Origin of the sequence: Streptomyces ficellus (assembly GCF_009739905.1) — a bacterium.
GTDB classification, from domain to species: domain Bacteria; phylum Actinomycetota; class Actinomycetes; order Streptomycetales; family Streptomycetaceae; genus Streptomyces; species Streptomyces ficellus_A.
Genome location: NZ_CP034279.1, coordinates 3,180,749 through 3,196,308, shown reverse-complemented (window position 1 = coordinate 3,196,308; position 15,560 = coordinate 3,180,749). Strand labels below are relative to the sequence as shown.

Here is a 15,560-nt window from a genome sequence, read left to right as displayed (position 1 = left end):
CCGTGAGCACGCCCGAAGAACGCCCGCAGCCCGTGGACGTACCCCTGATCAACATCAGCGCCCCGGCCGACCAGGCCGCGGGCGGCTGCGGCGACGGTTGCGGCTGCGGCGGCGACGGCGACGAGGTCTACGAGTGCGGGCTCGACCCCGCGCTCGCCGCGCTCCTGGTGAACGCCGGCCTCGACCCCGTGCTCGTCGAGGACGTGGCGTACCGCGCCATCGAGGAGGACCTCGACGGCGGAGTCGACGTGACGTCCGCCGCGACCGTCCCCGACGACGCCGTCGCCACCGGTGACTTCACCGCCCGCGAGGCGGGCGTCGTCGCCGGCATCCACATCGCCGAGGCCATCCTGTCGGTCGTCTGCACCGAGGAGTTCGCGGTCGAACGGCACGTGGCGGACGGCGACCGCGTCGAAGCAGGCCAGAAGCTGCTGTCGGTCACCACCCGCACCCGCGACCTGCTCACCGGCGAGCGCAGCGCCCTCAACATCATGTGCCGCCTGTCCGGCATCGCCACCGCCACGCGCGCGTGGGCCGACGCCCTGGAGGGCCACAAGGCGAAGGTCCGCGACACCCGCAAGACCACGCCCGGCCTGCGCGCCCTGGAGAAGTACGCGGTGCGCTGCGGCGGCGGCGTCAACCACCGCATGTCGCTGTCCGACGCGGCGCTCGTCAAGGACAACCACGTCATCGCCGCCGGCGGCGTCGCCCAGGCCTTCAAGGCCGTACGGGACGCCTTCCCCGACCTCCCCATCGAGGTCGAGGTCGACACCCTCCACCAGGTCCGCGAAGTCCTCGACGCGGGCGCCGACCTGATCCTCCTCGACAACTTCAGCCCCGCCGAGACGGAGGAGGCCGTCACCCTCGTCGCCGGACGGGCCGTCCTGGAGTCGTCCGGCCGCCTCACCCTGGAGAACGCCGCCGCCTACGCCTCGACCGGCGTCGACTACCTCGCGGTCGGCGCGCTGACCCACTCCTCCCCGATCCTCGACATCGGCCTCGACCTCCGAGAGGCGGACCAGGGCTGATGCTGCTCACGATCGACGCGGGCAACACCCACACCGTCCTCGGGCTGTTCGACGGCGCGGAGATCGTCGAGCACTGGCGCATCTCCACCGACCCCCGCCGCACCGCCGACGAGCTGGCCGTGCTCCTCCAGGGGCTGATGGGCATGCACCCGCTCCTCGGCGACGAGCTGGGCGACGGCATCGAGGGCATCGCCATCTGCTCGACCGTCCCCTCCGTGCTGCACGAACTGCGCGAGGTCACCCGCCGCTACTACGGCGACGTCCCCTCCGTCCTCGTCGAGCCCGGCATCAAGACCGGCGTGCCGATCCTCACCGACAACCCCAAGGAGGTCGGCGCCGACCGCATCGTCAACGCGGTCGCCGCGAGCGAGCTCTACGGCGGCCCGGCGATCGTCGTCGACTTCGGCACGGCGACGACGTTCGACCCCATCAGCGTGCGCGGCGAGTACATCGGCGGCGTGATCGCCCCGGGCATCGAGATCTCCGTCGAAGCCCTCGGCGTACGCGGCGCCCAGCTCCGCAAGATCGAACTGGCCCGCCCGCGGAGCGTGATCGGCAAGAACACGGTCGAGGCGATGCAGGCGGGCATCGTGTACGGCTTCGCCGGCCAGGTCGACGGCATCGTCAGCCGCATGAAACGCGAACTCGTCGGCCGCGACGGCGACCCGTCGGAGGTCAGGGTCATCGCCACGGGCGGGCTGGCACCGATGGTCCTGGGCGAGGCCCGGGAGATCGACGAACACGAGCCCTGGCTCACCCTGATCGGCCTCCGCCTGGTCTACGAACGCAACATCGCCCGCATGTAGCGCTGCGCGCCGCCCACCCGTTGTGCGCCATCGTCCGCTGGGGCTCCCACCCCGCCGCCCCGTTGTGGGCAGTCGTCCCGCCGGTCTCGTTGTGGGCAGTCGTCCCGCTGGGGCGGGACGGGTGGGCACAACGGGACTGGGGCGGTGCCTATTCTCGGTTCGCCTGCGGGGCGGTGCGTTGTCCCAGTGGCCCCCGGTGGGTGGTGGGCACGGCCCCACCCCCGGTGCGTCGCCGGCTGCGGGGCGGTGGGTGGGGCAACGCGCCCGGATTGGGTTGGTAAACGAATTTTGTCTGATTAGACCGTATCGTCGGACCATGCCCACGCCATACGGATCCCGCGGCGGCCTGGCGTTCGGCGCAGACGAGCTGCGTGTGCTCCGACGCGCCCTCGCCCATGCCCTCCACCCCACGCCCCTCGACGACGAAGACGTGCAGGACTGCCTGCGACTCGCCGGCTCCGTGGACGAGGCGGTCCGCGAGGCCGGCCGGATGCGGGCCTTCCTCCTCGCCGACCTCGCCCGCTACCGCGACGCGCTGCCCGGCTCGGCGGCCGGGTACCTGGAGCTGCTCCAGGACGCCCTCGCCGCCGGATACGACCCCCGCCCCGAGGACCTCGCCGCACTGCGCACCCTGCGCGGTACACCCGTCGGCGCCGCCCTGCTGGAGCGGTGCCGGACGCTCGCCGAGCACTCCGTACGGGCGAGGCTCGCCGGCCGGCACGTCACGCCCGGGCCGCGCACCCGGCTGCTCGCCCTGGCGGGCGGGCGCGACGGCGGGTCGGAGGAGCCGAAGCCCAGGCCCGCCCCGCCCAAGCCCGGCCCGGCGCCGACGGACCGCCCGGTGCCCAAGCCGTCCGAGGTGTTCCCGCCCCGCCGGCGCCCCGCCGCGCCGCCCCCGCCCGAGGAACGGGCGGCCGGCTAGCTACCCTGGTGTCATGGAATACGTATCCGCGCTCCTGCCCCCCGTGGTGATGGCCGCCTTCTTCATCGGCCTCGTGGTGACGATCGTCAAGAGCCAGGGCGGCCCCAACAAGGCCAAGGAGGACGCGGCCGTGGACGCGGCGCTCGCCCGCGCCGAGACCACCCGCCAGGCCGACGGAAGCGCCACGCCCGGCCAGGCCTGACCGGCCGGGACAGCGCACCGAGGGCGTACGACCACATCCGTCGTACGCCCTTTTTGGTCCGTCAATAGCCAGTTATTCCGACATCTCCCACTATGGTGAAGATGTGCCCCGTCAATTGGGAGAGCTCGAAGACGCCGTCATGACGCGCGTCTGGCAATGGAACCGGCCCGTCACCGTCCGGGAAGTCCTGGAGGATCTCCAGCAGGAACGCTCCATCGCCTACACCACCGTCATGACCGTAATGGACAATCTCCATCAGAAGGGCTGGGTGCGCCGGGAAGTCTCGGGCCGCGCCTATCGATATACGGCGGTCTCCACCCGCGCCGCCTACTCGGCCGCACTGATGAACGAAGCCTGGTCGAAGAGCGACAACCCCGCCGCCGCGCTCGTCGCCTTCTTCGGCATGATGTCGGCGGAGCAGCGAGAGGCACTCAACGACGCGGTCCGCATCGTGCAACGGGACACTCCCGAACAGGGCGGCGAAGAACCCCCGGAAGAAGCCGAAGAGGGCCGGGCCGCCGGGGGAGAGGCCGCGGCGGGGCGATAGCGTCCAGGCATGTCGTCCTCCTCCTCTTCGCCCGCCGGGCAACCGCCCTCCGGTCCCGTGAAAGCCGTCACCGTGCGCCGGGCCCGGACCAGTGATGTGCAGGCGATCCGCCGGCTCGTCGATCCGTACGTCAGCGAAGGCATCCTGCTCGACAAAGCACCGGTGACGCTTTACGAGGACATCCAGGAGTTCTGGGTCGCGGAACGCGACGAGGACGGCACCGTCGTCGGCTGCGGCGCGCTGCACGTGATGTGGGAAGACCTCGCCGAAGTGCGTACTCTCGCGACGGATCCCGACTTCAAGGGCGCCGGCATCGGGCATCACGTGCTCGACAAGTTGCTGCACACCGCCCGCTGGCTCGGGGTCCGCCGGGTTTTCTGCCTGACCTTCGAAGTCGACTTCTTCGCGAAGCACGGCTTCGTCGAGATCGGGGAGACCCCGGTCGACGGAGATGTCTACAGCGAGCTCCTCCGTTCCTATGACGAGGGCGTCGCCGAGTTCCTCGGTCTCGAACGAGTGAAGCCGAACACCTTGGGCAACAGCCGGATGCTTCTGCACCTGTGATCTGAACCCGGCACCCTATGTCCGAATCGCGTACGTTTCCCGCGCTCTCGGGGTTCTGAACCTCTCCCAGGGGTTTGTGTTTTCCAGGGAAAAGCGGTTTCCTTTCCGCGTACTGCATTTTCGATGAAAGGAAATCCGGTGGCACAGAAGGTTCAGGTCCTTCTTGTCGACGACCTCGACGGTGGCGAGGCGGACGAGACGGTGACGTTCGCTCTGGACGGCAAGACCTACGAGATCGACCTCACCACCGCCAATGCGGACAAGCTGCGCGGGCTGCTCGAGCCGTACACCAAGAGCGGCCGTCGTACCGGTGGCCGTGCCTCGGCCGGGCGCGGCAAGGGCCGGGCGGCCGCCGGCGGCAGCCCCGACACCGCGAAGATCCGCGCGTGGGCCAAGGAGAACGGTTACAACGTGAACGACCGCGGCCGCGTGCCCGCCGACATCAAGCAGGCTTACGAGGACGCCAACCGCTGAGTGCGGCCGGCACCCAGCAGACGGACCCGGTGGCATTCCGATGCCGCCGTGTCCACGAGTCGCACGAGGCAGGGGGCGTCGGCGCCGCCTCCCACGGCCGGCATGGCCGGCAGCGTCGGCTCCACTTCGCGCCCGGGCTCGGGGGGACGCAGCCACGCGGCGCCGCCGGACGAGCCGGACCCGCTCCATCCTGGGGGAATCGGAGCGGTCGTCCGGTCGCCGGCGCCCAGGGCGACGAGGTCGAGGGCGATGCCGCCCCACTCCAGCCAGTCGAGCAGCCCCGGCAGCTCGTCCGCGGCCCCCGCGGCGACCAGCATCCGCATCCGCCGCCCCTCGACCGCGACGGGCCACCCGCCCCCGAGCCGCCGCAGCACGGCGACCCCGGCGGCGGCCGGCAGGTCCAGGACGTCGAAGCGCAGCCCCGTGCGCAGCGCGACCGGCTCCCCGGCGGCCCGCTCGGCGGTCGCCCAGCCGAGTTCGTGCTCGTACCACCACGCGACGCCGTGACGGCCGGACGGTGAACGGGGCGACGGGACGCGCACGGTGAGGGCCATGCCCGGGGAACTCGCGACCACTCCGCCAGGTTACGGAAGGTGCGCCCACTACTACTCTGCGTGTCCGGCGTGGGTGTGCGACGGGTGTGGGGGAGCGCAAGGGTGTTCGCCCGTAGCTGAGGGAACCGGGGTGCGCCGCATGGAGTGTCAGTGCTTACGGGTAAGACATTCCTAGTGGTGGCGGGGCGACACGCAGGATCTGGCGTCTCACGTTCGCCATCGGCGTAGTGCCGTTACGGGTAAGTGCCTGGCCTGCGGGAACATCGTCTCGGACCATTGGGTTGGAGCATTTGTCGGCGTTCGGGTCAGGAGGCCAGAGACGGGTGTCGGCAGTTGGAATGAGCGGTCCCCGCTTGCGGGACTAAGCTGCGGAAGGACAGGGAGGGGACCGACCCCTTACTGCCTGACCGCTCTGAGGAGCGATTAACGATGTTCGAGAGGTTCACCGACCGCGCGCGGCGGGTTGTCGTCCTGGCTCAGGAAGAAGCCCGGATGCTCAACCACAACTACATCGGCACCGAGCACATCCTCCTGGGCCTTATCCACGAGGGTGAGGGTGTCGCCGCTAAGGCCCTGGAGAGCCTCGGGATTTCGCTCGAGGCGGTCCGCCAGCAGGTGGAGGAGATCATCGGCCAGGGCCAGCAGGCCCCGTCCGGGCACATCCCCTTCACGCCCCGTGCCAAGAAGGTCCTGGAGCTGTCGCTCCGAGAGGCCCTCCAGCTCGGCCACAACTACATCGGCACCGAGCACATCCTGCTCGGCCTGATCCGCGAGGGCGAGGGCGTCGCCGCCCAGGTCCTCGTGAAGCTGGGCGCCGATCTCAACCGGGTGCGGCAGCAGGTCATCCAGCTGCTCTCCGGCTACCAGGGCAAGGAAGCCGCCACCGCCGGCGGCCCTGCCGAGGGCACCCCCTCGACGTCCCTGGTCCTCGACCAGTTCGGCCGGAACCTCACCCAGGCCGCTCGTGAGTCCAAGCTCGACCCGGTCATCGGGCGCGAGAAGGAGATCGAGCGGGTCATGCAGGTGCTGTCCCGCCGCACCAAGAACAACCCGGTCCTCATCGGCGAGCCCGGCGTCGGCAAGACGGCCGTCGTCGAGGGCCTGGCGCAGGCCATCGTCAAGGGCGAGGTGCCCGAGACCCTCAAGGACAAGCACCTCTACACCCTCGACCTGGGCGCGCTGGTCGCCGGCTCCCGCTACCGCGGTGACTTCGAGGAGCGCCTGAAGAAGGTCCTCAAGGAGATCCGCACCCGCGGCGACATCATCCTGTTCATCGACGAGCTCCACACCCTCGTGGGTGCGGGCGCCGCCGAGGGCGCGATCGACGCCGCCAGCATCCTCAAGCCGATGCTGGCCCGCGGTGAGCTCCAGACCATCGGCGCCACCACGCTCGACGAGTACCGCAAGTACCTGGAGAAGGACGCGGCCCTGGAGCGCCGCTTCCAGCCCATCCAGGTCGCGGAGCCGTCCCTGCCGCACACCATCGAGATCCTCAAGGGTCTGCGCGACCGGTACGAGGCCCACCACCGCGTCTCCATCACGGACGAGGCGCTGGTCCAGGCCGCCACGCTGGCCGACCGGTACATCTCCGACCGCTTCCTGCCGGACAAGGCGATCGACCTGATCGACGAGGCCGGTTCCCGGATGCGCATCCGCCGGATGACCGCGCCGCCGGACCTCCGCGAGTTCGACGAGAAGATCGCCGGCGTCCGCCGGGACAAGGAGTCCGCGATCGACTCTCAGGACTTCGAGAAGGCAGCGTCCCTCCGCGACAAGGAGAAGCAGCTGCTGGCGGCGAAGGCCAAGCGGGAGAAGGAGTGGAAGGCCGGCGACATGGACGTCGTCGCCGAGGTCGACGGCGAGCTGATCGCCGAGGTCCTCGCGACCGCCACCGGCATCCCGGTCTTCAAGCTGACCGAGGAGGAGTCCTCGCGTCTGCTGCGCATGGAGGACGAGCTCCACAAGCGCGTCATCGGGCAGAAGGACGCCATCAAGGCCCTGTCGCAGGCGATCCGCCGTACGCGTGCCGGCCTGAAGGACCCGAAGCGCCCCGGCGGCTCGTTCATCTTCGCCGGCCCCTCGGGCGTCGGTAAGACCGAGCTGTCCAAGACGCTCGCCGAATTCCTCTTCGGCGACGAGGACGCGATGATCTCCCTCGACATGTCGGAGTTCAGCGAGAAGCACACGGTTTCCCGGCTCTTCGGCTCCCCGCCCGGATACGTGGGTTACGAGGAGGGCGGCCAGCTCACCGAGAAGGTGCGCCGCAAGCCGTTCTCCGTCGTCCTCTTCGACGAGGTCGAGAAGGCCCACCCCGATATCTTCAATTCCCTTCTCCAGATCCTGGAGGACGGTCGCCTGACCGACTCCCAGGGCCGGGTCGTGGACTTCAAGAACACGGTCATCATCATGACGACCAACCTCGGGACCCGGGACATCTCCAAGGGCTTCAACCTGGGCTTCGCGGCGCAGGGCGACGTCAAGACCGGTTACGACCGGATGAAGGCGAAGGTCAACGAAGAGCTGAAGCAGCACTTCCGGCCCGAGTTCCTCAACCGCGTCGACGACACGGTCGTCTTCCACCAGCTCAGCCAGGAAGACATCATCCAGATCGTCGACCTGATGATCGCCAAGGTGGACGAGCGCCTGAAGGACCGCGACATGGGCATCGAGCTCAGCGGTTCCGCCAAGGAGCTCCTCGCCAAGCACGGCTACGACCCGGTGATGGGCGCCCGGCCGCTGCGCCGGACGATCCAGCGCGAGATCGAGGACGTGCTGTCGGAGAAGATCCTCTTCGGCGAGCTGCGCCCCGGTCACATCGTGGTCGTGGACACCGAGGGCGAGGGTGAGGAGAAGAAGTTCACCTTCCGCGGCGAGGAGAAGGCCGCTCTGCCGGACGTCCCTCCGATCGAGCAGGCCGCCGGCGGTGCCGGTCCGAACCTGTCGAAGGACGCGTAGGCGGTAACCACCGCTGAACGAGAAGGGGCCGCCCCTTGGGGCGGTCCCTTTTCGCGTTGTCAGCGATGCCGAGTCAGCAGGGCTGGGGCTTGCGCCAGGAGCATTCGAGGCCGGCGGACGGTTCCGCGGACCGGGCGCGCTGCGGGGCCGCCGGACGGATCGTGTTCGCGGCCGTGTCGGAGCGGGCCAGGGTGACCACGATGGCGTCCTCGATGCTCTTGACCGACGACGCCAGGTGGTTGTTGAGGACGACGGAGTAGACGAGGAGCCGCCCGCCGGCGTCCGTGACGTACCCGGACAGGGCGGACGCGCCGGTGAGCGAGCCCGTCTTCGCGCGGGCGTTGAGGGCGGCCGGGGTGCCGCACATCCGGCTGCGCAGGGTGCCGCCCTCCGCGCGGTCCGGGGCGCAGGCGACCGGGAGCGACGCGTGCCAGTCGGCGTACCAGGGGGCGTCCTGGACCGCGACGAGCAGGCGGGCCAGCTGGGCGGCGGGGAAGAGGTTCATCCGGGACAGTCCCGAGCCGTCGACCTGGCGGATCGTGGCCGTCTCGACGTCCTCCTGACGCAGGTACGCGTCGACGGCGGCGAGGCCCGCGCTCCAGGTGCCCCTGCCCTCCACCTGGTGGCCGATCGTCTTGGTGAGGGCCTCGGCGTGCATGTTGTTGGACAGCTTCATGAACGGCCGCATGAGGTCCTTGAGCGGCATGGACGTGTGCACGGCGAGCGGTTTCGCGGCGGACGGCGTGGCCACGCCCAGCCGGGCCGGGCCGGTGACCCGTACGCCATGGGCGGCGAGCGCGTCGGCGAAGACGGCGGCCGCGTACCCGGTCGGCTCCTGGACGGTGATCCACTCCTTGGTGGGGGTGCCCTGGACGGGGATCTCGCCCTTCACGGTGATCGTGTTCGTGCCGTGGGCCCGCTCCACGGTGAGCGTGCCGGGCCGCCCGGCGGGAACGGTGGTGGCGCGGTTGTCGACGCGTACGTAGCGGGTGGCGGGAGTCAGCGCGACGAGCGGTTTCGCGCCGGCCCGGGGCGCCGGGGACGCCTCGACAATCACGGTGCCGGAGTCGTAGTCGGTGTCCGGAGCGACCGTGAGCGGCGAGATCTGCGCCGAGTAGTACGACGACTCGTCGTCCGCCGCCCAGGAGCGGCCCAGCCGGTTGTCGTCGAAACGGGTGTCGTCGGCGACCAGCCGGCCGGCCACCCGCCGCACCCCCGCCGCGGCGACCCGTGCGGCCAGGGCGTCGTAGTCCCTGGCGAGCGTGGTCGGGTCGCCCGTGCCGCGCAGGTACAGGTCGCCGCGGAGGACGCCCCCCTTGGGCCGGGCGGTGGCCAGCACCTCCGTACGGAACCGGTACTCGGGGCCGAGCAGTGCCATGGCGGCGACGGAGGTGGCGATCTTCGTGTTGGAGGCGGGCATGAGGCGGTCGCCCCCGTTCCGCTGGTACAGGCTGTCGCCGGTCGCGGCGTCGGCCACGACGACGCCGGCCGCGGCGCCGTCCAGCCGGGGATCACTGAGGATCGTGTCGATGGCCCCCTTCAGGCCGGTGTCGGACGGTCCGGCCCCGGCGGGAAGGCTGCTCGCCGTGAGAAGGCCGGCGAGCCCGAGGGCGAGGGCGGTCACGCGCATCACGTGTCTGCTCATGGTGCTGAGGATGGCGGAGGCCGGTGGGTGTGGGAAGGAGGCGTGCGCGGAGCGACGGTCACGGCACGGGCGCCGAGCGGCCCCCGGGGCGGGGGCGCCGCCGGGCGGGCGCGGGGCGGTTCCGGGGCGTGCGGGTGCCGTCCGGGGCGGTGGCGGGTGGCGGGGGCGGGGCTCGTCCGGGTACGGGTGGGGTCCGGCGTCCATGGGCGTGCCCCCGGCGGTGGTGTGCGGGGGCGCTCTGACCGGCGGGAACGCGTGGTCCAGGTCACGAATCGGGGCCCGGCCGGCCGGGTGCTCCGTGACAAGGCGCACAGGCGTTTTGGGCGGTACTACGTGGAATAGTGCATTCGGCCGGGTAGGAGACGCGGTTTTCGGGACCGCCGGGGCCGCTGAGGGGGCCGGGCGGGGCGGCGGGGGCGGTGCGTACCGCGGAAAGCGCCAGGTGATGGGGGCCGCTGTAGGGATAAACCTTCCTTTCTAAGGACATATCGGGCATGCCGCCTGGGTTCGCTCGCGCCGTCAAGAGGTCACGTCACACCGGCCGGACTACGACCAGATGTCGTAGATGGGGGGTTTGAGGCGAGATGGGGGCGCGGGTTACCAAGGATGAGCCAACCCGCCCGGCGTGCTCATCGCGTCGGGTCCGTTCTTGCCTGGAGGACTTCCCCGTATGTCGAAGCGCGTCATCAACCCCAGCCGTAACGCCGTCGTCGCTCTCGCCGCCGCCGGCCTGGGAGCGTCGATGGTGTTCGGAGGCGGTGCCGCCTTCGCCGCCGACAGCAAGACCACCCCGGTCGCCGCGAACCCGGCCGCCGCCGTCGCCGCCCAGGCCGAGACCCAGGCCGCGCAGGCCAAGGTCGCCCAGCAGGCGAAGGCCGCCAAGGCCGCCGCCGCGAAGAAGGCGGCCGCCGCCAACGCCGCCAAGAAGGCCGCCGCCGCGAAGAAGGCCGCTGCCAAGAAGGCCGCCTCCTGGGTCAAGCCGGTCGGCGGTTACACCCTGACCGCCAGCTTCAACCAGGGCGGCTCCATGTGGTCCCACAAGCACTCGGGCCAGGACTTCGCCGTGCCGGTCGGCACCACCGTCAAGGCCGCCCACTCGGGCGTCGTCGTGAAGGCCGGCCCGAACGGCGGCGGTGACGGCCCGGCGTACGGCAACGCCATCGTCGTCAAGCACGCCAACGGCCAGTACTCGCAGTACGCCCACCTGTCGAAGATCAAGGTGCACGTCGGCCAGACCGTGAAGACGGGCCAGACCATCGCCAAGTCCGGCAACACCGGCAACTCCTCCGGCCCGCACCTGCACTTCGAGATCCGTACGACCCCGAACTACGGTTCCGCGCTGAACCCGGCGAAGTTCCTGCGCGCCGAGGGCGTCGTCATCTGACGCTCAGCCCCGCGCGGGCCCCTGGTGGGCCCTGGTCACCAGATCGACGGCGACCTCGAGGACGGCATCACGCTTCTCCTCGGGGTCGCCGTCGACGTGCTGCATGAAGAACATCCCGGCGTGCATGGTGAACAGCGCGCTGATGCAGCGCACCCGGTCGGCCATGGCGAAGTCCGGCTCCTGGATCAGCCGCGTCAGCGTGACCATGCGCTCCTTGAACGTCTCCCCGATGCTCAGGTCCCGCACGGTGGCCTGGTTCTCCTGCATGAAGCGGAAGAGGGGGGCCGCGCCGGTGAGCGCCACGTGGTAGCGGCGCAGGATCTCCTGCTTCGTCTCCAGGGTGCGCGGCTGCTCGCCGGCCCAGGCGATCAGCTCGTCGATCGGCCGGGTCAGGTCGCGGAAGAGGCTGATGAGGATCTCTTCCTTGGTCTTGAAGTGGTAGTAGAGCGCCGCCTTGGTGACCTCCAGCCGTTCGGAGATCTCGCGCAGCGAGGTCTTCTCGTAACCCTGCTCGGCGAAGAGTTCGAGGGCCACGTCCTGGATGCGCTGACGGGTGTTGCCTCTGGCCATGGTCGCTCCCACGAAACTTACTTGACGCCCGGCTAGTGACGGGTCTACTGTCCCTCAGTCTAGTAACTAGCCGGGCGGCAAGTAAGTAACGGGAGTGGGGGAACATGTCGGAGCCCTTGGAGAAAACACCGGACACCTCGGAGGAGGAGAAGACGGCCGCGGACGCCGGGGAAGCGGCCGCGGACACGTCGGTGACCGCGCCGGACACACCACCGCGCAGCGTCCGCGTGGTCCTCCTGGCCCTCATGATCGCGATGCTGCTGGCCATGCTGGACAACATGATCATCGGTACGGCCATGCCGACGATCGTCGGCGAGCTCGGCGGCCTCGCCCACCTGTCCTGGGTCGTCACCGCGTACACCCTGGCCACCGCCGCCTCCACCCCGATCTGGGGCAAGCTCGGCGACCTCTACGGCCGCAAGGGCACCTTCCTCACCTCGATCGTCATCTTCCTCGCCGGCTCGGCGCTCAGCGGCATGGCCCAGGACATGGGCCAGCTCATCGGCTTCCGGGCCGTGCAGGGACTGGGCGCGGGCGGCCTGATGGTCGGCGTCATGGCGATCATCGGCGACCTGATCCCGCCGCGCGAGCGCGGCAAGTACCAGGGCATGATGGCCGGCGTCATGGCCCTCGCCATGATCGGCGGACCCCTGGTCGGCGGCACCATCACCGACCACTGGGGCTGGCGCTGGTCCTTCTACATCAACCTGCCGCTGGGCGCCGTCGCGCTCGCCATGGTCACCGCCGTACTGCACCTGCCCCAGCAGCGGCGCGACACCAAGCCCCGCATCGACTACCTCGGTGCGGCGCTCCTGACCATCGGCATCACCTCGATCGTCCTGGTCACCACCTGGGGCGGCACCGAGTACGCCTGGGGCTCGGCCATGATCGTCGGACTGAGCGCGCTCGGCGTCGCCACCCTCGCCGGTTTCCTGTTCGTCCAGACCCGGGCCGCCGAGCCGATCATGCCGCTGCACATCTTCCGCAGCCGCAACTTCACCCTCATGTCGGTGATCGGTTTCCTCATCGGCTTCGTGATGTTCGGCGCCACGCTCTTCCTGCCGCTGTACCAGCAGTCCGTGCAGGGCGCGTCCGCCACCAACTCGGGCCTGCTGCTCCTGCCGATGCTCCTCGCGATGATGGTCGTCTCGCTCTACGCGGGCCGCGTCACCACCAGCACCGGCAAGTACAAGATCTTCCCCATCGTCGGCGGCGCGCTGATGGTCGTCGGGCTCTTCCTGCTCGCCCAGATGGACACCGGCACCTCCCGGATCACCTCCGGCGTCTACATGGCGGTGCTGGGGGCCGGCATGGGCTTCCTGATGCAGATCACCATGCTCGTCGCCCAGAACAGCGTCGAGATGCGGGACATGGGCGTCGCGTCCTCCACGACCACCCTCTTCCGTACGCTCGGCTCGTCCTTCGGCGTCGCCATCATGGGCGCGCTGTTCACCGGCCGGGTGCAGGACGAGATGGCCGAGCGCGGCGGGGGCGAGGCGACCCAGGCGTCGGCCCAGCTCACGGCGGAGGCCCTGGAGAAGCTGCCGGACCCGCTGCGCGAGGCCTACCAGCTCGCCGTGTCGTCCGGGACGCACCTCGCGTTCCTGGTGGGCGCGGCGATCGCGGTCGTCGCCTTCGTGGCGGCCCTCTTCGTCAAGGAGGTCCCGCTGAAGGGCGCCGGACCGCAGGCCGCGCCGCCCGCCGACGACCAGGACCCCGCACGCCCCGAGGGCCGGCTCGCGGACACCTCCGTCTGACCTCGCCCTCCGGCTGACCCCGGAAGCCCGGCCCCCGGGACGTACGACGGCGGTGACCCCCGCGCACAGCGGGGTCACCGCCGTCAGGGCGTACCGACCTCGGAACCGAAGCCTCAGGGCGTGTCGGGGAGCTGGAGGATCGGGAAGCTGCCCGTCGCCGTCGGGGCGTGCTCCGGGAGCCACAGCACCGCGATCGCGCCCCCCGCTCCCGGGGCCGTACCCGTCGGGGCGGCGTTGCGGAAGGTGAGCCGGGCGCCCAGCACCCGGGCCTGGCCCGCCGCGATGGTCAGGCCCAGCCCGTGGCCGTGCCCGGCGCGGTCGGTCGCGCCCGTACGGAAACGGCTCGGCCCCTCCCGCAGCAGCGCCTCGGGGAACCCCGGCCCGTGGTCGCGGACCCGCAGCACCCGGCCCTCGACCGTCACCTCGACCGGGCCCTTGCCGTGCTTGGCGGCGTTCGCCAGCAGGTTGCCCAGTATCCGCTCCAGCCGGCGCGGATCGGTGCTCACCCACGACTCGTGCACCACCCGCACCACCGCGTCCGGGTACAGCGCGACGACCCTGCGCTCCACGAACTCCCCGAGCGCGATCTCCTGGAGCTCGGCCCGCTCCGAGGCGCTGTCCAGCCGGGCCACCTCCAGCACGTCCTCGACCAGCGTGCGCATCGCCTGCGCCCGGTCCCGCACCAGCTCCGTCGGCCGGCCCGGCGGCAGCAGCTCGGCCGCCGTGAGCAGCCCCGTCACCGGCGTACGCAGCTCGTGCGCGATGTCCGCGGTGACGCGCCGCTCCGCCTCGATCCGCTCGTTCAGCGCGTCCGTCAGGGCGTCGACCGCCCGCGCCAGCTCGTCCGTCTCGTCCCGTACGACACCGCCGACGGCCTCCCGGACCCGCACCTCCGTGTTGCCCTGCGCGACCTTCCCCGCCGCGGTCGCCGCCTTCCGCAGCCGCCGCGACAGCTGGCCGCCGATCAGCACACCCAGAGCGCAGCCGCCGAACACCACCGACACCGAGCCGACGATCAGCGCCTCGTCCAGGTCCTTCATGATCGTCGTGCTGCGGCTGGCGAACTGGCTGTGCAGCGACAGGACGTCCCCGTTGCCCAGCGGCACGGCGGCCCACACGTCCGGCGGGCCCTGCTCGTGCTCCTGCACGTACGTCCCGCGCCGGCGCTCCCGCATCAGCTCGTCCAGCTCGCGCGGCAGCGCCGGGTCGTTGAGCTTCGCCCCGAACTTGGGGTCGGTCTTGGGCTTGGCGGCCGACTCGTACATCCGCTGCGCGAACACCAGGCGTTCCATCTGCACGTCACGGGCGTTGCCGAGCATCGACACCCGGGCGGCGTTGTGGACGACGAGGCTGAGCGCGACCGCGACCAGCGCGCCCACGGCGGCGATGGCGATCGAGATCTTCCATCTCACACCGGTGCGCAGTGCGGGAGTCCTCATGCCTTGAGCTTGTAGCCGAAGCCGCGGACCGTCTCGATCCGGTCCTGGCCGATCTTGGTGCGCAGGCGCTGCACGTGCACGTCCACGACCCGCGTGTCGCCGCCCCAGCCGTAGTCCCAGACCCGCTCCAGCAGCTTGTCCCGCGACAGCACCGTGCCCGGCGCCGACGAGAACTCCAGCAGCAGCCGCATCTCCGTCGGCGTCAGCGCCACCGGGGCACCGCCCCTGCGGACCTCCATGCCGTCGGTGTCGACCTCCAGCTCGCCGAAGACCAGCACACCGCCCTGGTCGTGCCCGGCACGGTCGCCGTCCCCGGCGCCTGTGCCCGCGGGCCCGCCCGCGTGCCCGAAGCGGCGCAGCACCGCGCGGATCCGCGCGACCAGCACCGCACCGTCGAAGGGCTTGGTGACGTAGTCGTCGGCGCCGGCCTCCAGGCCCAGCACCACGTCGATCGCGTCGGCACGGGCCGACAGCATGATCACCGGCACGGTCGACTCGTCACGGATGCGCCGGCACAGGCTCACGCCGTCCATGCCCGGCAGCATCACGTCCAGCAGCGCGATGTCCGGCCGCCGCTGCCGGAAGGACTCCAGACCGGACAGCCCGTCCGGCATCGCCGTCACCGCGAAGCCGTCCCGCTCCAGGGCGAGCTGCGTGGCCTCACGGATGACGTCGTCGTCCTCCACGAACAGGACATGGGTCTCGGCCATCGA

15 protein-coding genes are annotated in these 15,560 nt (G+C 70.8%); 10 read left to right on the top strand and 5 right to left on the bottom strand.

Going from position 1 to position 15,560, the window contains the following annotated elements; all coding sequences use genetic code 11:
* Nucleotides 1-2 precede the first annotated feature (2 nt).
* From nadC to EIZ62_RS13965, 7 genes are all read left to right on the top strand, one after another.
* Nucleotides 3-1,028 (top strand): carboxylating nicotinate-nucleotide diphosphorylase, encoded by a 1,026-nt coding sequence (gene nadC / locus EIZ62_RS13995; RefSeq protein ID WP_156693015.1) that lies wholly within the window; start codon nucleotides 3-5, stop codon nucleotides 1,026-1,028.
* Nucleotides 1,028-1,834, top strand: a complete 807-nt coding sequence (locus tag EIZ62_RS13990; protein WP_156693014.1) for a type III pantothenate kinase — start codon at nucleotides 1,028-1,030, stop codon at nucleotides 1,832-1,834. Before nadC ends, EIZ62_RS13990 begins: the two co-directional genes overlap by 1 nt.
* A gap of 346 nt (nucleotides 1,835-2,180) precedes the next feature.
* A complete protein-coding gene (locus EIZ62_RS13985; protein WP_156696383.1) occupies nucleotides 2,181-2,756 on the top strand; it encodes a hypothetical protein in 576 nt (191 codons plus the stop codon).
* Nucleotides 2,757-2,769: 13 nt separating this feature from the next.
* Nucleotides 2,770-2,958, top strand: coding sequence for a hypothetical protein (locus EIZ62_RS13980; protein ID WP_156693013.1), 189 nt, complete (start codon nucleotides 2,770-2,772; stop codon nucleotides 2,956-2,958).
* A 103-nt stretch (nucleotides 2,959-3,061) separates the two neighbouring features.
* Nucleotides 3,062-3,505, top strand: coding sequence for a BlaI/MecI/CopY family transcriptional regulator (locus EIZ62_RS13975; RefSeq protein WP_244375671.1), 444 nt, complete (start codon nucleotides 3,062-3,064; stop codon nucleotides 3,503-3,505).
* A gap of 9 nt (nucleotides 3,506-3,514) precedes the next feature.
* The gene (locus EIZ62_RS13970; protein ID WP_156693011.1) at nucleotides 3,515-4,069 is read left to right on the top strand and encodes an amino-acid N-acetyltransferase; all 555 of its coding nucleotides are present in this window, start codon (nucleotides 3,515-3,517) and stop codon (nucleotides 4,067-4,069) included.
* Nucleotides 4,070-4,207: 138 nt separating this feature from the next.
* Nucleotides 4,208-4,543, top strand: coding sequence for a histone-like nucleoid-structuring protein Lsr2 (locus EIZ62_RS13965; RefSeq protein WP_073757004.1), 336 nt, complete (start codon nucleotides 4,208-4,210; stop codon nucleotides 4,541-4,543).
* Here the strand turns inward: EIZ62_RS13965 and EIZ62_RS13960 are convergent.
* The gene (locus EIZ62_RS13960; RefSeq protein ID WP_156696382.1) at nucleotides 4,522-5,097 is read right to left on the bottom strand and encodes an SCO3374 family protein; all 576 of its coding nucleotides are present in this window, start codon (nucleotides 5,095-5,097) and stop codon (nucleotides 4,522-4,524) included. The genes EIZ62_RS13965 and EIZ62_RS13960 overlap by 22 nt on opposite strands.
* Before the next feature lie 429 nt (nucleotides 5,098-5,526).
* Between EIZ62_RS13960 and EIZ62_RS13955 the strand changes: the two genes are divergently transcribed.
* On the top strand, nucleotides 5,527-8,052 hold the full coding sequence (locus tag EIZ62_RS13955; protein WP_156693010.1) for an ATP-dependent Clp protease ATP-binding subunit: 2,526 nt from the start codon (nucleotides 5,527-5,529) through the stop codon (nucleotides 8,050-8,052).
* A 73-nt stretch (nucleotides 8,053-8,125) separates the two neighbouring features.
* Here the strand turns inward: EIZ62_RS13955 and dacB are convergent, their stop codons facing one another.
* Entirely contained in the window at nucleotides 8,126-9,697 is a 1,572-nt protein-coding gene (gene dacB, locus EIZ62_RS13950; protein ID WP_156693009.1) for a D-alanyl-D-alanine carboxypeptidase/D-alanyl-D-alanine endopeptidase, read from the bottom strand.
* Nucleotides 9,698-10,367: 670 nt separating this feature from the next.
* Here dacB and EIZ62_RS13945 point away from each other — a divergent pair.
* The gene (locus tag EIZ62_RS13945; protein ID WP_156693008.1) at nucleotides 10,368-11,081 is read left to right on the top strand and encodes a M23 family metallopeptidase; all 714 of its coding nucleotides are present in this window, start codon (nucleotides 10,368-10,370) and stop codon (nucleotides 11,079-11,081) included.
* Between the two features lie 3 nt (nucleotides 11,082-11,084).
* On the opposite strand, the gene EIZ62_RS13940 is transcribed toward EIZ62_RS13945, so the two are convergent.
* Complete coding sequence (locus EIZ62_RS13940; RefSeq protein WP_156693007.1) at nucleotides 11,085-11,651, bottom strand: TetR/AcrR family transcriptional regulator; 567 nt, start codon at nucleotides 11,649-11,651, stop codon at nucleotides 11,085-11,087.
* A 104-nt stretch (nucleotides 11,652-11,755) separates the two neighbouring features.
* Between EIZ62_RS13940 and EIZ62_RS13935 the strand changes: the two genes are divergently transcribed.
* On the top strand, nucleotides 11,756-13,408 hold the full coding sequence (locus EIZ62_RS13935) for an MDR family MFS transporter (RefSeq protein WP_156693006.1): 1,653 nt from the start codon (nucleotides 11,756-11,758) through the stop codon (nucleotides 13,406-13,408).
* Between the two features lie 113 nt (nucleotides 13,409-13,521).
* Here the strand turns inward: EIZ62_RS13935 and cseC are convergent, their stop codons facing one another.
* Nucleotides 13,522-14,847, bottom strand: coding sequence for a two-component system sensor histidine kinase CseC (gene cseC / locus EIZ62_RS13930; RefSeq protein WP_156693005.1), 1,326 nt, complete (start codon nucleotides 14,845-14,847; stop codon nucleotides 13,522-13,524).
* Nucleotides 14,844-15,557, bottom strand: a complete 714-nt coding sequence (cseB, locus tag EIZ62_RS13925) for a two-component system response regulator CseB (protein ID WP_156693004.1) — start codon at nucleotides 15,555-15,557, stop codon at nucleotides 14,844-14,846. The genes cseC and cseB overlap by 4 nt, the downstream gene beginning before the upstream one ends.
* Nucleotides 15,558-15,560 lie beyond the last annotated feature (3 nt).